The 18,955-nt window shown below is 56.3% G+C and carries 17 protein-coding genes; 15 read left to right on the top strand and 2 right to left on the bottom strand.

From position 1 onward, the window contains the following. The first annotated feature begins 30 nt into the window (after positions 1–30). From VFU50_02380 to VFU50_02355, 6 genes are read left to right on the top strand one after another with little or no spacing between them, the layout of a single operon-like run. Positions 31–945 (top strand): STAS domain-containing protein, encoded by a 915-nt coding sequence (locus VFU50_02380; protein ID HEU5231678.1) that lies wholly within the window; start codon positions 31–33, stop codon positions 943–945. A gap of 3 nt (positions 946–948) precedes the next feature. Beyond that, positions 949–1,347 (top strand): STAS domain-containing protein, encoded by a 399-nt coding sequence (locus VFU50_02375; protein ID HEU5231677.1) that lies wholly within the window; start codon positions 949–951, stop codon positions 1,345–1,347. Continuing rightward, positions 1,325–1,732, top strand: coding sequence for an anti-sigma regulatory factor (locus tag VFU50_02370; protein ID HEU5231676.1), 408 nt, complete (start codon positions 1,325–1,327; stop codon positions 1,730–1,732). Before VFU50_02375 ends, VFU50_02370 begins: the two co-directional genes overlap by 23 nt. Before the next feature lie 6 nt (positions 1,733–1,738). Next, on the top strand, positions 1,739–2,746 hold the full coding sequence (locus tag VFU50_02365) for an ATP-binding SpoIIE family protein phosphatase (GenBank protein HEU5231675.1): 1,008 nt from the start codon (positions 1,739–1,741) through the stop codon (positions 2,744–2,746). After that, the gene (locus tag VFU50_02360) at positions 2,743–4,881 is read left to right on the top strand and encodes an ATP-binding protein (protein ID HEU5231674.1); all 2,139 of its coding nucleotides are present in this window, start codon (positions 2,743–2,745) and stop codon (positions 4,879–4,881) included. The genes VFU50_02365 and VFU50_02360 overlap by 4 nt, the downstream gene beginning before the upstream one ends. Then, the gene (locus tag VFU50_02355; protein ID HEU5231673.1) at positions 4,874–6,346 is read left to right on the top strand and encodes a response regulator; all 1,473 of its coding nucleotides are present in this window, start codon (positions 4,874–4,876) and stop codon (positions 6,344–6,346) included. Before VFU50_02360 ends, VFU50_02355 begins: the two co-directional genes overlap by 8 nt. A gap of 877 nt (positions 6,347–7,223) precedes the next feature. On the opposite strand, the gene VFU50_02350 is transcribed toward VFU50_02355, so the two are convergent. After that, positions 7,224–7,517, bottom strand: a complete 294-nt coding sequence (locus VFU50_02350) for a hypothetical protein (protein HEU5231672.1) — start codon at positions 7,515–7,517, stop codon at positions 7,224–7,226. Positions 7,518–7,744: 227 nt separating this feature from the next. On the opposite strand from VFU50_02350, the gene VFU50_02345 reads away from it, so the two are divergent. The 8 genes from VFU50_02345 (at position 7,745) to VFU50_02310 (ending at position 17,831) form a co-directional block, all read left to right on the top strand. Beyond that, positions 7,745–9,322, top strand: coding sequence for an ABC transporter ATP-binding protein (locus VFU50_02345; protein ID HEU5231671.1), 1,578 nt, complete (start codon positions 7,745–7,747; stop codon positions 9,320–9,322). Then, positions 9,319–10,269, top strand: a complete 951-nt coding sequence (locus VFU50_02340; protein HEU5231670.1) for an ABC transporter permease — start codon at positions 9,319–9,321, stop codon at positions 10,267–10,269. The genes VFU50_02345 and VFU50_02340 overlap by 4 nt, the downstream gene beginning before the upstream one ends. Then, positions 10,263–11,276, top strand: a complete 1,014-nt coding sequence (locus tag VFU50_02335; GenBank protein ID HEU5231669.1) for an ABC transporter permease — start codon at positions 10,263–10,265, stop codon at positions 11,274–11,276. Before VFU50_02340 ends, VFU50_02335 begins: the two co-directional genes overlap by 7 nt. A gap of 63 nt (positions 11,277–11,339) precedes the next feature. Next, positions 11,340–11,939 carry a sigma-70 family RNA polymerase sigma factor gene (locus VFU50_02330; protein ID HEU5231668.1) on the top strand — a complete coding sequence of 200 codons (600 nt, stop codon included), beginning with the start codon at positions 11,340–11,342 and terminating at the stop codon, positions 11,937–11,939. Beyond that, a complete protein-coding gene (locus VFU50_02325; GenBank protein HEU5231667.1) occupies positions 11,936–14,797 on the top strand; it encodes a CHAT domain-containing protein in 2,862 nt (953 codons plus the stop codon). Before VFU50_02330 ends, VFU50_02325 begins: the two co-directional genes overlap by 4 nt. 141 nt (positions 14,798–14,938) lie before the next feature. Next, on the top strand, positions 14,939–15,586 hold the full coding sequence (locus VFU50_02320; GenBank protein HEU5231666.1) for a zf-HC2 domain-containing protein: 648 nt from the start codon (positions 14,939–14,941) through the stop codon (positions 15,584–15,586). A gap of 115 nt (positions 15,587–15,701) precedes the next feature. Continuing rightward, positions 15,702–17,129, top strand: a complete 1,428-nt coding sequence (locus tag VFU50_02315; protein HEU5231665.1) for a S8 family serine peptidase — start codon at positions 15,702–15,704, stop codon at positions 17,127–17,129. Between the two features lie 15 nt (positions 17,130–17,144). Further along, the gene (locus VFU50_02310) at positions 17,145–17,831 is read left to right on the top strand and encodes an HD-GYP domain-containing protein (GenBank protein ID HEU5231664.1); all 687 of its coding nucleotides are present in this window, start codon (positions 17,145–17,147) and stop codon (positions 17,829–17,831) included. Positions 17,832–17,834: 3 nt separating this feature from the next. On the opposite strand, the gene VFU50_02305 is transcribed toward VFU50_02310, so the two are convergent. After that, positions 17,835–18,416 carry a hypothetical protein gene (locus VFU50_02305; GenBank protein ID HEU5231663.1) on the bottom strand — a complete coding sequence of 194 codons (582 nt, stop codon included), beginning with the start codon at positions 18,414–18,416 and terminating at the stop codon, positions 17,835–17,837. Between the two features lie 74 nt (positions 18,417–18,490). Between VFU50_02305 and VFU50_02300 the strand changes: the two genes are divergently transcribed. Then, the coding region (locus tag VFU50_02300) for a cysteine dioxygenase family protein (protein HEU5231662.1) at positions 18,491–18,955 on the top strand (465 nt) is incomplete at its 3' end.

Raw genomic sequence — 18,955 nt, 5'->3', positions numbered from 1 at the left:
GCTACACCCAGCCTGCGCCCCGGGGGTTCCATGAGTAAACTCGCAGAAATTCTTCAGAAGAACGAGTCTGATTTACTTTCCGACTGGATGAACGAGCAGCTTGCGGCGGTGCGTCGTCGCGACTTGATGAATGACGTCGATCTGCAGGCGCAATCCGCCGAATTGCTGCGCGCTATCACTCAGGCAGCGAAGAACGGCAACGTTACCGAACTCTCGCGTAGCGAGTGGACGCCCGTGCGAGATCGGCTGACTGAGATCTCGTCATCGCGTGCCAAACAAGGGTTCAGCCCGTCGGAAACAGCGACATTTGTCTTCTCGCTCAAGCAGCCACTGTTCAGGCGGCTTCGATCGGACCTGGCAAAAGATCCCGAGGCCCTGTTTGCGGAGATCTGGAACGCGAACGTCATGATCGACAAGCTTGGGCTTATGACCACCGAAGCTTACGTGAAAACCAAAGAACAGTTGATCGCGAAGCAAGCGGAAGAGATGCTCGAACTTTCCACTCCGGTGGTAAAGCTGTGGCAGGGGATCGTTGCTATTCCTCTGATTGGCACGCTCGACAGCAATCGAACGCAGGTCGTAATGGAATCGCTGCTGAGCACGATCGTGGCCACAAATTCGAAGGTCGCGGTAATCGACATCACTGGCGTGCCTGCCGTAGATACGCTCGTCGCGCAGCATCTGCTCAAGACCATCACGGCCGCGAAGCTAATGGGAGCTGAGTGCATCCTGAGTGGCATCCGTCCGCAGATTGCGCAGACCATCGTTCACCTCGGCATCAATCTAAGCGACGTGATTACAAAGGCGTCTCTCGCCGACGCTTTGGCGCTGGCTCTGCAGAAGACCGGCAAAGCTGTCGTGAGAATCGATCGCGCGAATCAAAAACCAGGCGAACGCAAAGACGGAGTCGACGATAAAGAACTAACGGAAAAGAAGGGAGCGTAGCTCGTGGAACGCATCCCCATTCTCCGCATGGGCAATTTCCTGCTGGTCACGATTCAGGTGGATATGCATGACCAGCTAGCCCTCACCCTGCAGGACGATCTCACTAGTGCAATTTCGAAACACGGCTCGCGCGGTGTGCTGATCGATATCTCCTCGCTCGAGATCGTCGATTCGTTCATCGGACGCATGCTGGCCAACATCTCTGCGATGGCTAGGATTCTCGACGCGCAAACGGTTCTTGTAGGAATGCAGCCTGCTGTGGCGATCACACTCGTTGAGCTGGGCATGTCGATGCCGGGAGTGAGGACAGCTCTGAACGTGGAAGCCGGCATGGAATTACTGCGAGAGTTGGTGAAAGCGCACCACCTGGAGACCGGGGATGATGACGACTCTCAAATCTGAGTCGGTTCCTCTCAGAAGCTCCGCTGACGTGGTCACGCTGCGCCAGAAGGTCCGCGCCTGGACTGCGGAGCTGAAGTTTAGCCTGGTCGACCAGACGAAGATGATCACCGCTTCCAGCGAATTGGGGCGAAACACGGTCAGCCATGGTGGAGGCGGCGCCTGCCTGATGGAGGTCATCAGCAACGACATCCGCAGCGGCCTGAAGCTCACGTTTGAAGATCAGGGACCGGGCATTCCAGACATCGAGCTTGCGCTGAAAGATGGATATTCCACCGGCTCGGGAATGGGATTAGGTCTGAGCGGCAGCAAAAGGCTGGTGAATGAGTTCCAAATTGCATCTAAGCCGGGAGAAGGTACTCGAGTCACTGTAGTTCGTTGGAAATAGCGCCGCGTGTCCCGCGAACAAATCGCAGTCCCCATCTCGGAGAACACCCATGTAAGCGAGGCACGACGGGCGGCCGTACGCCTGGCCCAGCAGTTAGGCTTCGACCCAACTGCTGAAGGGAATCTGGCAATTGTGGCCACCGAACTCGCCCGCAATGTTCTTCTGCACGGCGAAGGCGGTGATATGGTTCTCCAGCCCGTCGAGCACACGGATGTACCGGCAATCGATCTCATTGCGGTCGATCAGGGCCGTGGCATTGCTGATATGGGACTCGCGCTTCAGGACGGATATTCTTCCGCAGGAACGCCGGGCACGGGATTTGGCGCGGTGCAGAGACTCACGTCGAAATGCGCGACGTACACCGCTTCAGCTCAGGGAACAGCAATTCTGGCCAGAGTACACGCCGGTGGAAAACGTGAGTTCGATTGGCCCGACATTGGTTCCGTGTGCGTGCCGGTGGCAGGAGAATCTTTATCGGGAGATGCATGGGATTACCATGATGAGTCGGCTAGGCGCGTGGTAATCGTGGCCGATGGACTTGGGCACGGAGCAGCAGCCTCGGACGCGGCGCAGGAAGCTCTCGCAGCATTTCGCGCCAATGCCCATCGCCATCCGGAAGAGATGATCGCAGCCGCCCATGCCCGCCTGCAGAAAACTCGTGGAGCCGCAGTTGCAGTCGCCGAAATCGATTTCGAGCGGCAGGTGGTCCGTTATTCCGGAATTGGGAATATTGCCAGCGCGATCGTAGGCACGGGAAAAACTCGCAGCATGATTTCCCACAACGGCATCGTTGGCCATCAGACTTCAAGGATTCAGGAGTTCACGTTTCCCTGGCAGGCCGATGCCATGCTGCTCATGCATTCGGATGGAATCAATACCCGGTGCAGTTTGGAGCAATACCCCGGGCTTGCTGCCAAACCGGCGACGCTGATCGCGGCCGTGCTCTATCGCGACTTCAAACGCGGACGCGATGATGCGACCGTGGTAATCAGCAAGGGCAGAAACGCAGCATGAAAAAGTCGTTGGTCACAATCAATCTGCGCTTCGAGCAGGATGTGGTCCTGGCGCGCCAGCGCGCGCGGGAGATCGCCGAATTGCTCGGATTCGATCATTCCGAGCAAATCCGCCTTGCCACTGCTACGTCGGAAATGGCACGCAATGCATTTCGTTATGCCCGCTCGGGAAGGGTCGAATTTCTTCTCGATCGCGACCCGCCGCCCAAGCTCACCATTCGCATCAGCGATTCCGGTCCGGGAATTACGAATCTCGATGAGATTCTCGACGGCCGCTACCGGTCGAGTACCGGATTGGGAAAAGGCATCCTCGGCACCCGGCGGCTGATGGACTTCTTCGACATCCAGACCGACGGCTCCGGCACGGTGATTGAGATGTCAAAGCTGATTTCCGGTACGACTCGTGCGCTCACATCGATGCGCATAGAGGAGATCGCACAGAAGATCGCGCAGAAGCGGCCGGAAAATCCTTATGAAGAGGTGGAGCGCCAGAACCAGGAGCTGTTGCGAACCCTTGCCGACCTGCGCGGGCGTCAGGAAGAGCTTGTTGACCTGAATCATGAACTCGAGGACACAAATCGCGGTGTGGTCGCACTCTACGCTGAGCTCGATGACCGCGCCGATGCGCTGCGACGCATGTCCGACGCAAAGACCTCGTTTCTGTCAAACATGTCGCACGAGTTCCGGACTCCGCTGAATTCCATCTTGTCGCTCTCGCAAATGCTGATGCAGCGGCTCGACGGCGAGTTAACGCCGGAACAGGAAAAGCAGGTCTCGTTCATCCGTCGTTCGGCTCAGGGACTGCAGGAGATGGTGAACGATCTGCTCGACATCGCCAAGGTGGAAGCCGGCAAGGTGGAAGTAAAACCGCGCGAGTTCGAAATCGAAGATTTGTTTGGCGCGCTCCGTGGAATGCTGAAACCGATTCTGCAGACGTCATCGGTGAACCTGGTGTTCGATGAACTTCCTGAGCTGCCCACGATGTACACCGATGAAGGCAAGCTTTCGCAGATTCTGCGCAACTTCATTTCTAATGCGCTGAAATTTACCGAGCGCGGTGAAGTGCGCGTCTCGGCTCATCTGGAGGAAGGCAACTGCATTGTCTTCTCCGTTTCCGATACGGGAATCGGAATCGCTCCCGAAGACCGCGAGCGCATCTTCGACGAATTTGTGCAGGTAGAAACTCACCTCCAGAAGAAAACGAAAGGCACGGGGCTTGGTTTGCCGCTGTGCCGCAATCTTGCCCGTCTGCTCGGCGGCAAGGTCAGTTTGGAAAGCACGGTAGGCTTGGGCTCCACTTTCTCCGTCCGCGTTCCCGCGGCCTATCCGAGCACGAAGTCGCAAAGACAGCGTGACCTCCCCGACCTGGAAAGGGGCCGCGTGCCGATTGTGCTGATCGAAGACAATCGGGAAACCGCGTTTCTGATTACGAAGCTGCTCGAGAACACGGAATTTCAAGTTCTGTCCGCATATGATGCCGAAATTGGCCTTGAATTCGTGACGCGTGCGCATCCGGCGGCAGTCGTCCTCGACGTCCTGCTCGATGGCGAAAGCTCATGGGAGCTGTTGAATCAAATCAAAGCGCGCGACATTCCTGTACTGAGCATGAGCATCACGGATGTCGAAGAAGTAAAAGCATTCGCCATGGGCGCGAGCGCATTCCTGCACAAACCAGTCTCTCGCGAACCGCTGTTGAAGGCGCTGCGCACCATTACCCATCGGGGCACCGTGCGCAAGCTTCTGCTTGTGGAAGACAGTGAACTCGCGCGCTATTCCTTGCGCGAACTGCTAGGTCCGGCGAAAGTCGAGATTATGGAAGCGCGCAGTGGGCGCGAAGGCCTGCGCATGGCGGTGGAAGAGCAGCCGGATGCAATCTTCCTGGATTTGCTAATGCCGGACATATCGGGCTTTGATGTGCTGAACGAATTGCGGACGAAGCGTGAAGCGCGGGAGATCCCTGTCGTCATTCACAGCTCGAAAGATCTGACCGATGAAGAGAAAGCTCGCCTGCGACTTCCACGCGTAACTCTGCTGGCCAAAACCGATACCTCCGGGCCCGAAGCGCTCGCTCATGTAACGCGTGCGCTAGCGAACGTCGGGTTCGACCTTGAAATGTTCGGGGGGCATCATGCCTGAGAGTGGGGCGGTGATCCTGATCGTCGACGATCGTGAGGACAACCGCTACATTTCTTCGCGCATTCTGAAGAATGCCGGCTACCCCGTTGCCGAAGCAACCAGCGGCCGTGAGGCGCTGCAGAAGGTGCTCGAAAATCCGGCACTGGTTATTCTTGACGTCCGCCTGCCCGACATTATCGGTTACGAGGTTTGCCGCCGCATCAAAGCCAATCCGCAGACGGCGAACATTCCCGTTCTGCAAATCTCAGCGTCCTTCGTATCAAGCGAGAGCCGCGTGCAGGCGCTCGACAGCGGGGCCGATGCATATCTCACGCAACCGATGGAACCTGCGGTGCTGCTTGCGACTGTCCGCGCTCTGCTGCGGCTGCGCGAAGCGGAAGCCCTGTCTCGCTTATCTGCCAAGCAATGGCAGTCGACGTTCGACGCGTTGAGTGAAGGCATCGCTCTGATCGATTCAGAATGGCGTGTAGCGCGCTGTAATCGCGCGATGCTGTCTCTGTTCGACAAAACGTACAGCCAGATTGAAAACCAGAATGTCAGGGTTCTACTTCAGCGCGAACTGAACTACGAACTCGATGAACGCGATCTTCCGCGCGTTGCAGCCGACATCAACCACGGACGGCGCTGGTTCTCCCTGCGCCTCGATCCAATTCGGGATCACGAGATTGCGCATGGCGCCATCTTGATCGTTACTGAGATTACCGATCGCAAGCTGGCCGAAGAAGCCCTCCGCGTCTCCGAGCGACTCGCGGCCATGGGTCGCTTAGCAAACAGCATCGCGCATGAGATCAATAATCCACTCGAGGCGCTCACGAATCTGCTGTATCTGCTGAAGACCAGTTCTCTCGATCCTGACAGCACGCAATACGTTCACATGGCTTCGGCAGAGCTTGAGCGCATCGCTCGCATCACCAAGCAGACGCTCGCGTTCAATCGCAACAGCGAGGAACCGGTGGATGTCGAGTTGCCCGAACTTCTTGATGGAGTCGTGACGCTGTTTTCGCCGGAATTTAATCGCAAGGGCCTGCACGTAGTCCGGAAGTATGACGCGCCGCCGATTGTGTCTGCGTTCCCCGGGGAATTGCGCCAGGTGGTCGCAAACATTCTTCGTAACGCCCTGGAGGCTACACCGACCAACGGGAGTTTGATCGTGCACGTGCGTCCGTCCCTCGACTGGAAAAACCTTTCGCAGCGCGGCGTGCGCATCTACATTGTCGATTCCGGGACGGGAATGACGCCGGAAGTGCGGCGAAGCATCTTTGAGCCGTTTTATACGACGAAAGAGTTGAAGGGGTCCGGCCTGGGATTGTGGCTCAGTTTGGGAATCGTCAGCAAACACCGGGGACGGATTACGGTGCGGTCAACGACAAGTTCCGGAAAGAGCGGAAGTTGTTTTTGTATCTTTTTGCCCGCGAAGCAAGCAGAGCAGACCGCACCGCTGAGCAAACAGAACGCAGTCGCATGATTGAGTCACGGGGAAACAGTGCCGGGATTAGGAGATAAGTAGCAGGCGATCGGCCCTAAGCCGCCTCCGCTTGAATTTGCGTACTGCCAATCGCTGTGGACATCTGCAGGAATCAACATGCAAACGAAGAAGCTCTGCAGGCACAGCTTCGCTCTCAGAGTCTTAAGAGAACTTATGTCTGGCAGGACTCGCCAGACACGTTTTATGACCGATACACTCATCCCACGGAAACAGCTCACATTATTCTCGATGGCGAGATGACATTGACTTCACAGGGAAAGAGGCAGACCTATCGTCGAGGAGAACGGTGCGACGTTCCCGCTGGAGCCGTGCGCTCGGCTCGCATGAGCTCAAAAGGCTGCCGATATGTCGTTGGTGAGAGCTGAACGCGGATCACCGCAGTTTCATTTGCCGCAATAACGGTTCATTCCGGTTTCGCTGTGCGATTATGTTGCGTTCTGCGCGAGTGGGTTGGACCGAATATCCGAAATTTCCACTCCGATTACCGCTTGACACAGCCTTCGACCTCCAGTAGTCTGTGTCGCGGCTAAAACGTTTTAATTAAGGCTGTAATGCAGGAGGGCCGAACAGGCATGTCGAACGCATTTTCCAGTATCTGTCAGATGAATCTGGTGAATCCACCGCAGCCCTGTTCGAGTCGCCGCACCCACCGAGTCGAATTCCAGTTCTCCAATAACTCCCGCCTGCATGTATTTGTCTGTGAGCGTCACGCCGCCAATGTGGGTTGTATTGAGAAGGCTCTAGCCAGTAGCGGGGAATTTCCCTCAGACGCTTTTCTGGTCGCGACCTCAACCTGCGAACTCTCGCACCAGAGTTTCCTTCCGACTCGACTCGCCGTTGCCGGCGCTGAATAAATCTATTTGCAGCGTAAATGTTCGAGCACAGACGCCAGTCTGTGCATGCCATCGCATTGCAATCCGAAGGTGGCAAGCCATCCCACAATTCCAGCCGCATAACCGATCAGAACGACATATACAGCCGCTTTGCCCAAGTGAGCCGCGCCGTGTGCGATTGCAATTGATTTGACAGGCACGAGTTGCTGCGCAAATGGCGATGGCAATAACACCAGAACCACAAATGCGAATCCAGCCAAACATAGGACAAAGGTGATCGCCGCGATCGCGGGTGTGAAGTGAAGCTGGCGCTGCATAGACAAGCTCCTCCTGGAGTACAGACTCCGAGCCGAGCAAAGTAGTTCCCGGGAAACTGATTGCGCAGTGAGACGAAAACATCTCAAGTTGGCAATCATCACGTCCCGACATTACTAAAGTGACTCAGCTATCTGGCTTCTACTGAGCGAATTTCCCTTGGATTCGAAATACTTAGCTCATCTCGCAGAGGCGCCGTAGTGTGCTCGCGCGGAGGCAGTGTCCACGTTTGCCGGTCCTGTCCCCATCTCGTCCGTTGCTCGAGGTGCGCGATCTTCGTGTGTCTTATGGAAAAGGTACGTGCGGCGAAGGTGAAGCTGCGGTATCCAATCTGAGCTTCGATGTCGATCCTGGAGAAATCGTGGGAATGCAGGGCCGTTCGGGATGCGGCAAGACGAGCACCGCGCTGGCGATTCTCAAGCTGCTCCCGGCGGAAGCTCGCGTGAGCGGGTCTGTGATGTTTCAGGGCGATGATCTCATCCGACTGTCGGAGCGCGAATTGCGCCGAATTCGCGGTAAACAGATGTCGATCATCTATCAGGAGCCTGCTCTCGCACTGAATCCCGTCATGAGAGTTGGAGATCAGGTTGCTGAGGTCACGCGCGCGCACGGCTCACGGGATGCAAAGGAAGACGTGAATGCGATCTTGCACCGCGTCGGCCTGGAACCAGAGCGGTACTACGTTGCTTATCCGCACGAACTCAGCGGTGGCGAGCGTCAACGCGTGGTGCTTGCGCAGGCGCTCATTTGTAAGCCGCGGTTGGTGATTGCTGATGAGCCGACAGCGAGCCTCGATGGATCGCTCAAGAGCGAAATTCTGCGGTTGATAGAAAGCCTACGAGCCGAGTTCGGGACTGCATTTCTTCTCATCAGCCACGATCGCAGCGTTGTTTCGAGGGCCGATCGTGTGATCGACCTATGCAATCAACAGAAGAGAGTGCCAGCCAGTGCGCAGAGCAGTGTGTCAGAGAAGAGTTTGGCGGCGCGCATTGTTCGACACGAAGAGCCTCTTGTTACTGTGCGCAGTTTGTGCAAGCGCTATCGGACACGCGGTCTATTTGCCTTCGGCCGCTCGGAGAAGCAGGCTCTCGATAGTGTGAATTTCGACCTCCACCGAGGCACGCTGACAGGCCTCGTTGGCGCGTCCGGCTCTGGGAAATCCACTCTTGCCCGCTGCCTCGCTTTGCTCGAGGACGCTGATAGCGGAGAAGTGCTTTTTGAGGGCAACAACCTTCTCAAACTGGCCCGCGGTGAAGCACGCAAGATGCGACCGATGCTGCAGTACATTCCGCAGGACCCCGCAGCGGCGCTGAATCCGCGGTTGTCAGCCGCGGAAGCGGTCGGGGAGCCGCTCTTGATTCAAGGAATCTCCGATGACAAAAAACGCCGCAGTACCGTTGAACAGCTTCTGCAGCGCGTGGGACTGGATCCGTCCACCGCTGATCGCTCCTGTCACGAATTCAGCGGCGGACAGAAGCATCGGCTGGTCATAGCTCGTGCTTTGACGCTTCAACCGAAGCTCCTCATTCTTGACGAATCGTTGTCTGGACTCGATCCGGAAACGCAGGCCGGAATTCTTGCGTTGCTGCGCGGAATTAAAGATCGGCTTGGGATCACGCTATTGCTCATCTCGCACGATCTGGAGCTCGTGTCGTCCGTTGCCGACGAGGTCGCAGCGATGCGCGAGGGACAACTAATCGATCACTTGGACGGGAAGGAAATCCTCGATCAATTCAAGTACTGGCGCGATGATAGCAAGCTCGAGTCCCTGCCAAAACAGGAATTGGTGCTGGCGGAGTCTGAATGAAAGCTGCACGATATTTCGAGCGTCGGCTGGTGCACTCGGCTGCGCTGCTGATCGCGATCTCTGCTTTGGCGTTCACGATCTCGCAGCTTGCGCCCGGCAGCTTTCTCGATGAGATGAGGCTTAACCCGCAGATTTCGGCGCAGACGCTCGCCGGTCTGCGTGCGCAGTTTGGCCTCGATCAACCGCTGCCCGTCCGTTACTTTCGATGGCTTAAGTCGGTTGCCGTTGGGGATTTCGGATATTCGGTGGCCTATAACATGCCAGTCAAAAAGCTGATCTGGGATCGCCTCGGCAACACTTTGCTGCTTGGCGGGGCTGCGATGGTGCTGGCGTGGATTGTGGCGCTGCCGTGTGGGATTTGGAGTGCCTACAAAGCCCATCGATGGATCGATCGCATCTTCGTAGCGTGTTCCACGCTGCTGCTGGGAACGCCGGAATTAGCATTAGCCCTGCTGTTTATGTTGATTGCAGCCCATCTCAGGAATGCCAATAGCGATGCTCCAACAAGCCAACAGGCAGCCGCATCGGCTGTTGCTGAGATTTGGAGTCCGGCTGTCGTCCTCGCGCTGGCGGCCTTTCCGATTCTCTTTCGCCACATCCGCTCGGCGGTGAACGAAACTTGGCACTCGCCGTTCATTCAAGCAGCTAGAGGTCACGGAATCGGGAACATGCGTTTGTTATTCCGACACTCTTTGCCTGCGGCTGCGAATCCATTGATTTCTCTTTTCGGATTGTCTCTTGCGGGCCTGGTGAGCGCATCGTTCCTCGTGGAAGTGATTACTGGATGGCCGGGTGTTGGGCCGCTCTTTCTGGAAGCAATCTACAGCCGTGATTTTCATCTCGTAATGGCCGTCGTGATGCTCTTTTCGGTATTCCTGGTCATCGCGAATCTGATTGCCGACTTGCTTCTCTACGCTGCTGATCCGCGAATGAGGGCGGAATGCTGAGGCAGCGAAAAGTCGCAATCGCACTCGCGATCTTTGCAGCCGCGAACCTTTGCTTACTGCTCGCAGGATTCCTGGCGCCTTATCCGGCAGCAGAGCAGCACCGCGACTTTGCCTATGCTCCGCCGACTCGGATTCATTTCGTAGACGCAAGCGGCCGCTTCCATCTACGCCCGTTTGTCTACTCACCTGTTGCGGTGGATGGCGACGTTTTCTCATATCGGGAAGATCGGGGCACCTCATATCCCATTCACTTCTTTGTTCGCCGTGCTACAGAACTGCAGGCATTCGCGGTTAGGGACCCAGTAAACATTTTCCTGTTTGGAACCGACGGATTTGGGCGCGATATCTTCTCGCGCGTTCTTTACGGCGGGAGAATCTCGATTGCAGCAGCATTGCTTGCGACCTTGCTGTCGCTGACCATCGGTGCGGTTATGGGTGCCATTGCAGGTCACTTCGGAGGGATCGCTGATGCCGGCGTCATGCGGGCTGCAGAACTCGCGCTGGCGCTGCCCTGGATTTACCTGCTGCTTGCGCTGCGCGCCGTTCTGCCGCTGCATCTCGGTACCGCACAGACTTTTCTGCTCATTTCAGCCGTGATTGGAGCTTTGGGATGGGCACGCCCCGCTCGCCTGGTTCGAGGCGTGGTGCTCAGCGCGAGAGAGCGTCCTTTCGTCGTATCAGCACGCGGGTTTGGCGCTTCCGAATGGTACCTTCTGCGCCGTCACGTGTTGCCGCAAGCATTGGGAATCATCATCACGCAGGCGGTTATTCTCGTGCCTCAATTCATCACTGCTGAAGCGACGTTGTCGTTTCTCGGATTGGGAATGAACGAGGTTGTTCCCAGCTGGGGAAATATGCTGTCTGCGTTTCAACACGTTCAGGTGATGAGTTCTTATTGGTGGATGGCGGCGCCGATTATCGCCCTGGTGCTGGTGTCAGGTTCTTACTTTGCACTTGCCGATGTATTGGATGTCGAACGTATCGAGGCGGGAAAGACCTATGCGTAGAGAACCTAGATATTTGTTACGGCTGCCGACGGCGCTTGTCGCGACAAGGAGTAAGCTCAGCAAGTGATTGCAACAGCAAAACCCGAAAGGGAACAGCAGAGCGTCTGGAATGACGAGCGGCTAGTGCGCGAGTGCCTTGGCGGCAACGAAGAGGCGTGGTGTGCGCTCATCGACAAGTATAAGAAGCTGATCTATTCCATTCCCGTCAAGTGGAATCTCTCCCGCGACGATGCGAACGATATCTTCCAAGCTGTTTGCGTCGATCTCTATTCGGAGTTGTCTCGCCTGCGCGAACCCCGCGCTCTGCCGAAATGGCTGATTCAAACCACGCTGCACAAATGCGCGCGCTTGAAACACAAGCAGAGCCGGTTTGTTGATGACGAAATCACGGATGATCTCATGCCGCTCGGTCCAGGAGCCGACCGGATCCTTGAAGAAGTCGAGCGCGAGCAAGTTCTTCGTGATGCAATCGGCGGTGTGCCGGCGCGGTGTGCGCAAATGATTCGCATGTTGTTCTTCGAATCTCCCGCGCGGCCTTACAACGAAATCGCTGCCGAGCTTGGACTCGCCACCGGATCCATTGGCTTCATCCGGGGACGCTGCCTCGATAAACTTCGCAAGCAGCTCGAAGCGCTGGGATTCGCGCGAAAGAGGCGCCGGTGAGCGCTACCGCATTCAGCGCACGCGAGGAGTTGCTGCGCTCGCTTGCGGAATCGTCCGATGCAACGCGGCGCCAGGAATTGATCGAGCAGCATCGATCAGATCTCTCGCCCGAATTCGCGATTCAACTCGCCGATGCCGCGCGAGAACGCGTACGCGTCAACACCCAGCAGGCGCTGTCACTCGCAGAAGCTGCCGTCGCGGTTGCTCAGATTGTCAGTGACGAACGATCACTCGCCTATGCAACCCGGAACAAAGCGAACGCGCTGTATGCGATGGGTCAGTATCGAGATTCGATCGAGCTGCACAAGTATGCAATTGCAGCCTGGGAGAAGTTAGGCGAAAACGCCGAGCTTGGACGCACTCTCAGTGTCTCGATTCTTCCGCTCACGCTCTCTGGGGAGTACGAACAGGCGTTTGCCGCTGCCGACCGCGCACGCAAAATCTTTAGTGCCGCCGGCGATGAGCTGCGTTTAGCTCGGTTGGAAATTAACGTCGGCACCGTGTTTTACCGGCAGGACCGGTTTTCTGAGGCGCTCGCCTGCTATCGCCGTGCATATGACGTGGTTCTCAAGCATGGGAATACGGAAGGCATCGCTGCTGTTCTGAGCAACTTGTCGGTGTGTCTCATTAGCCTCGGCGAATTCCAGCAAGCACTCGACAGCTATCAGCACACGCACGATTACTGCACGAAGCACAACATGCCGCTGCTGGTCGCGCAAGCGGACTACAACATCGCATATCTCTATTTCCTGCGCGGAGAATACAGTCGAGCCATCGATATGCTGCGCTCGACTCGTCTGCGCTGCGACGAAGTTGGCGACCGCTATCACTATGGCCTCTGCAATCTTGATCTCTCCGAGCTTTACCTCGAACTGAATCTCAGCTCTGAGGCCGCGGAACTTGCACGGCTGGGCTATGCCGAATTTGACAAGCTGGGCATGGGCTACGAAGCGGCGAAGTGCATGGCCTTCGAAGCCATTGCCATGGGCCAGCAGGGCCAGGCATTTCAAAGCCTGAAGCTATTCACGCGCTCGCGTGAAATGTTCGTCAAGGAGAAGAATGAGGTCTGGCCTTCTCTGATTGATCTCTACCAGGCGCTCGTGCTCTTCAACGAGGCTCGTCTGTTCGAAGCTCGGCGATTGGCCAAAGCAGCGTTGCAATTCTTTGATACATCCCTGCTTTCCGGAAAAGCAGTTCTCTGCCGATTGCTGCTGGCGCGCATCGCACAACGCACTAGCGATCTTGCCGGAGCATATCGCGAATGCTCTGCAGCAATCGAGAAGGTGAAAGGCATTCAGGCGCCGATTCTGAAGCACCAGGCGTTTCTGCTGATGGGACAGATTCATTCCAGTTCGGGAAGTCGGAAAGAAGCGTATGAGAGCTTCCGCACTTCGAGGGAGGCGCTGGAGACGCTGCGCGGCAATCTGCGCGGGCAAGATCTCAAGATGGCCTTCCTCAAGAACCGTCTTGAAGTCTATGAGCTGCTGGTCGACTCTTGCCTGCGAGGACAGTACAGCGCCGATTCGCTGGCCGAAGCCTTTGGTTACATCGAAGAAGCGAAATCGCGCACGCTAATGGACCAGATGCTTCAGCCCGTTTACACGGCGGGAGAAGATCACGGGCAAAGCGATCTTGTGCGCCGCATGCGCAATTTGCGCGATGAACTGAATTGGTACTACAGCCTGATTGAACTGGAGCAGTTACGCCCCGAGCAACGCTCGCCGGAACACATCAGGCGATTAGAAGAACAAGCTCGTGCGCGGGAAACCGATCTGATTCGCGTGCTGCAGGAATCGAATCTTGCAGGTGAGAGCGCGCCGCTGCAAGCCGGCAACACTCTTTCCATCGACGAGATACGCGCGGCAATCGCGCCGGAAACATTGATTGTTGAGTTTTTTCAAATCGGAGATCGCATTCTTGCGTGCCTTCTCGGACGGGATCGCCTGCAGATCGTTCCCGTGACGCTGGCTTCGCGCATTGGCAATGTTCTCCGATTGCTGCAGTTCCAGTTATCGAAGTTCCGTCTTGGGAGTGAATACGCGACGGCATTTCGTGATTCTCTGATTCAATCCACGAACGCGCATTTGAAGGCGCTGTACGACGAGTTGCTCGCTCCAGTTCGCGACCGGCTCGATGCGAAGCACCTTCTCTTTGTGCCGCACGCAGCTCTGCACTATGTACCTTTTCATGCGCTATTCGATGGTGAGCATTACCTGATTGATGATCACACGGTGTCGTATGCACCCAGTGCAAGCATCTACGCGGTTTGCGCAAACAACCAGGTAAATACTTCAGGCGCCGCGCTGCTTATGGGAGTTCCGGATCAAAATGCGCCATCGATCCTGGATGAGCTGCGAGCATTAAGCGGCATCGTTCCACATCCGAAGCTGTTTGTTGGAAATGCCGCGAGCGAGTACATCCTGAAGAGCGCCGGCCCGAGCGCGCGGCTCGTCCACATCGCCACCCATGGATATTTCCGGCAAGACAGTCCTATGTTCTCGTCGATTCGCATGGGAAAGTCGTATCTGAGTCTTTACGATCTTTATCAACTCCATTTGCCCGTTGAACTGGTCACGCTTAGTGGTTGCGCCACTGGCCTAAACGTAGTGGCAGCAGGCGACGAGTTAATCGGGTTAGCTCGTGGCTTATTTCAAGCTGGTGCTCAGTCGCTACTGCTCAGCTTGTGGGATGTCCACGACCAGAGTACAGCCGACTTCATGGCCGAGTTCTATCGGCGCTATCAGAGCGGCGAACAGAAAGCGGCAGCAATGCGGGAAGCCATGCTAGCGGTGAGAAAGAGCTACCCCCATCCGTATCAATGGGCTCCATTCGTGCTGATGGGCAAGTATTCGGGTTGAAATGGGGAACAAAACTTTTTGTTCTGCCCCTATATTTCAGCTCTGGCTGGAAGCCCTTATGGGCAGTAATAAGTGAAAACCTGATTTGCCCTGACTGACGTTCTGGGAAAAGAGGGCCTTGCTGGGACGGATGGTGAAACGATGAAGCATATCGCGCAGGAAAAATTGGTTGAATTCGTTCGAGAGGTCTTGCCGCAGGCCGAGATAGCCGCCGTTCGCGAACATCTGAATGGCTGCTCGGATTGCTCGCAAACTGTAGCGCTATTTCGCGACGTCCTGCGTGTTGGCGGTAGCGAACTAGCGTACGAGCCGCCAGCGGGAATTATCCAAATAGCGAAAGCGTACTTCGCGAGCGAGCAGAACCGAATTCCGCAGTCAACCACCGCGTTTGAATTGCTCTTCGACAGCCTGGCACAACCCGTTGCTGCTGGCGCGCGTGCAGCTTCTGTCGCGTCGGCCCGGCAGTTGCTGTACCGAGTTGGAACGGTCTACGTAGATATGCGCGTCGATTCTGAGAACAACTCCGAACGCGCGGCGCTGGTGGGGCAGATGCTCGACAGCGCACATCCGAATCACCCGGTTTCTGGCGTGCCGGTGGTGCTGCTCGATGGCCGAAAGAACGTGGCCAGCACGATCAGCAACACGAATGGCGAGTTTCATCTGGAATTCGCTCTGAAGAGCAATTTGCGGCTGTCGGTTACGGTTGGCAATCTGGCGCCGGTTTATCTGCCGATTACAGGCATTAGCGAACGGAAGCGGCCATCGGACCCAAGCCGAGGTCCGAACTAGGAATCGGTTACTTTCGTAATTGGCCGAAGAGCCGATACGGGACATAGACTTTAGTTTCCTCCCCGCTGTAATCCCCATTCGAGATTTGCCGAGACACGTGTCTCTGGAGAAGCAAATGAAGAGCTCGAAAGAACTCGCTCAGCAATACAGCAGATCCAAAGCGGGGATTTCCATCATTCTGGTACTGGCGCTGTTCACGGTTTATGTTCAACCGGGCTTCGCGATCGCGTCGCCCGCGCCGAAAGCCAACGCACAACTTCTCGGCGGTCTATTGGGCAGCGGCGGACTGCTGCCGACGAGTCGATACATTGTTCGCGATACAAAAGGCTTGCTTGGCCTGAACCTCACGTGCCTCGTGTTCGGCTGCAAGGTGCTTGAGGGTATCGGCGATCCTGATGGACAGTTGTTCGTCGTGACTACATCGAGTCTGCTTAGCCCGGTTGTCTTCCTCACCCAGCTTTTGTCTGGAGCCGGTATTACCAACGCCGAGCCAGATCAGGCGGTGAACACGCAGGGAACGACGGTCGGATCAACGCCTGGATACCTAACCGACAAGACACCGGTTTCCTATTACGGCGCGACGGTGTGGGAAGGCTATGTTCTGCAGACGCCTAATCAGATTATCCACACAGCGCAGACGCAATCTGCATTTGCCGCCACTGGAAGCGGTGTGAAGGTCGCCATCATCGACACCGGTGTCGACCCGAATAATACGGTTTTAAAGAGCCAATTGGTGTACGGATACGACTTCACTCGTAATCAGACCGGTGGATCGGAAATGGCCGACATCAACCAGTCCACAGTTGGAGTGCTCGACGGCTCGCAACAACCGGCGCAGGTGAATCAATCGACTGTCGGAGTACTCGATCAGTCGACGGTAGGCGTTCTCGACGGCTCGCAGTTCGCGGCATTTGGACACGGAACCATGACCGCCGGCATCGTACACCTGGTTGCTCCTAAAGCGCAGATCATGCCGCTAAAAGCGTTTAACTCGGCCGGCACGGGATACGCTTCTGACGTGCTGCGTGCCATCTATTACGCAGTCAACCATGGAGCGAAGATCATCAGCATGAGCTTCGACTTCACTAGCCCGTCACAAGAATTGGCCACAGCCATTAACTACGCCACGAATCATGGCGTAATCTGCGTAGCCTCTGCTGGCAATGACGGCAGCATGGAGACGGTGTATCCGGCGAGTTTGTCGAACGTGATCGACGTGGCCTCCACGTCGAACAACAACACGCCCTCGGCGTTCTCGAACTATGGAGCGCCTCCCGTGTGGCTGTCAGCCCCAGGTGAGGCGGTGATGACGACCTATCCGTTCAACACCTATGCGGCTGGATGGGGCACATCGTTCAGCGCGCCGCTGGTCTCGGGGACGGTAGCAATGATGGCACAGTCGAACCCGCTGCTCTTGAACAAGCAGACTGCCGCACAGGCTCTGAGCCACGCGCAGCAGATTCCGTACTCACAGTTTGGTGCGGGTGTGTTGGACACGTATCAGGCTGTCAAGGCCTGGCGGAACAGTCTCGGGCTGTTCTAATTTGGGAACAAGTCCATGGGAATGAGCCTCCATCAGGCGTTTGATTCGTGGTCCCCGCTGCTCCTTCGGGTGAAAGAGCTCGAAGAGCAGCAGGTGACCATGCGCACGGCAGTCATCTGCGCCTTGAATCAACTGCTCGATTTGAAAGACCTCAACACCGGAGTCCACAGCACTCGCTTGGCGGAATGGGCAGTACGCGTAGCCCGCAGGCTGGGAATCGAAGAAGAGAGTCTCTACCAATACGAAGTCGCAGCATTGCTTCACGATATCGGAAAAATCGGCGTGCCCGATGCGATCCTGAAAAAGCCCAGTAAACTCACAGACGACGAGCGGACCATCATGAATAAGCATCCGGAGTACAGCTGGTCGATCTTGCGGCTGTTTCCTGGATTGGAAGAAGCCAGTCTGTTCGCTCTGCATCATCACGAGTCGTACGACGGCGCAGGCTATCCCGGAGGACTCAAGGGAGAGGAAATCCCGTTGGGCTCTCGTATCGTGTCGATCGTTGATGCATTTGACGCGATGATCTCAAATCGCTGCTACCGCAAAGGGCTCGATCACGGAGAAGCGATTCGCCGTCTGAATGCAGGTAGCGGAACGCAGTTCGATCCCAACGTGCTGCGCTGCTTCCTTGAAATCGCCGAACTCGAAGTGGCTGGTGTCTTTGCCGCTACCGGAACGAGCATCACCGCCGTTATCTAAGCGTCACACAAACACCAGGAAGCAAAACAGAAGCACCCACAAGACGGTCATCGCAGCGAAATACCACGTTGCAAGATCGACGGAGATGTACCGTCCCACTGCTGTCCACTTTGTCTGGCGGGCGCCGATCCAAATAAGCGCGAGCACTCCGATGACAATCTGGATAGCGTGAGCTTCGGTCAGCAGGTAAAAGAACGCGACACGCGCGCTCGTGCTCATCGCCAGTCCATGAGCTTGCAGCAGCCGCCAAATCATTGCCTGACCAGCTAAAAACGCCACGCCGAGAGCAATAGCTGAATAAATCCACGCCGACGTGCTCTGCCTGACTGGCGCTTGCGAGGAGGCCACTGCCGATCGCCGGCGTGCCAGTTCCAGCGATAGGCAGCTAAGGATCAAGATGCATGTGTCGAGGACCAATAAGGGAATTGGAAGCGGGAGCGACTCCCATTGCGTGGAATATGCTCCAGCCCCTGCCTCATAAGCCGGGATGCCCCGCCGGACTATCGAGGCGCTGATAAACGCAACAAAGAGCATGACAACGCCGCAAACCCAAAGGCCAAGAGCAAGGCGATAACGCCGGAGCATGGCTGTGGTATAAGCTTGGCGCGCAGTTTAATCAAGCCTGGCTCTTCTATCCGACGATAAAGGAGGTGAATCCGATGGTTGCGACGACAACGCACAAGGCCCATAGCCTGGTCTCGATTCAAGAGTTCACATCTGAACTGCGGAAGCTACCAGCTCCGGCGTTCGACAAAGTCGACGATGTGCATAACTTCCTGCGAATGCATCCGGTGAATCCGGAGACGCTTTCTCCATATCTCGTTTGGGATCGCCAGCACTACACGCGAAATCTCATCGATAAGACGCCTCTCTACGAACTCATTGCGATTTGCTGGGAAGTCGGGCAAGTAAGCTCAATCCACAACCATCGTGATCAAAACTGCTGGATGGCTGCGCCAATCGGACGACTGAAAGTTCAGAACTATCGCGTGCTGTGGCAGGACGAGGCGGCAGGCAAGTGCAATATCGAACCCACTGACATTCTGGAAATGAACCAGGAAAATCCCGTTTCGGTAGATCCTATCGAGCCGGTTCATCGCGTTTTCAATCCAGCCGAGCTAAAC

The sequence above is a fragment of the Terriglobales bacterium genome (genome assembly GCA_035764005.1).
GTDB lineage: Bacteria > Acidobacteriota > Terriglobia > Terriglobales > Acidobacteriaceae > Gp1-AA112.
The sequence above is the reverse complement of the archived record's forward strand: the minus strand, read 5'-3'. Positions and strand labels throughout refer to the sequence as shown.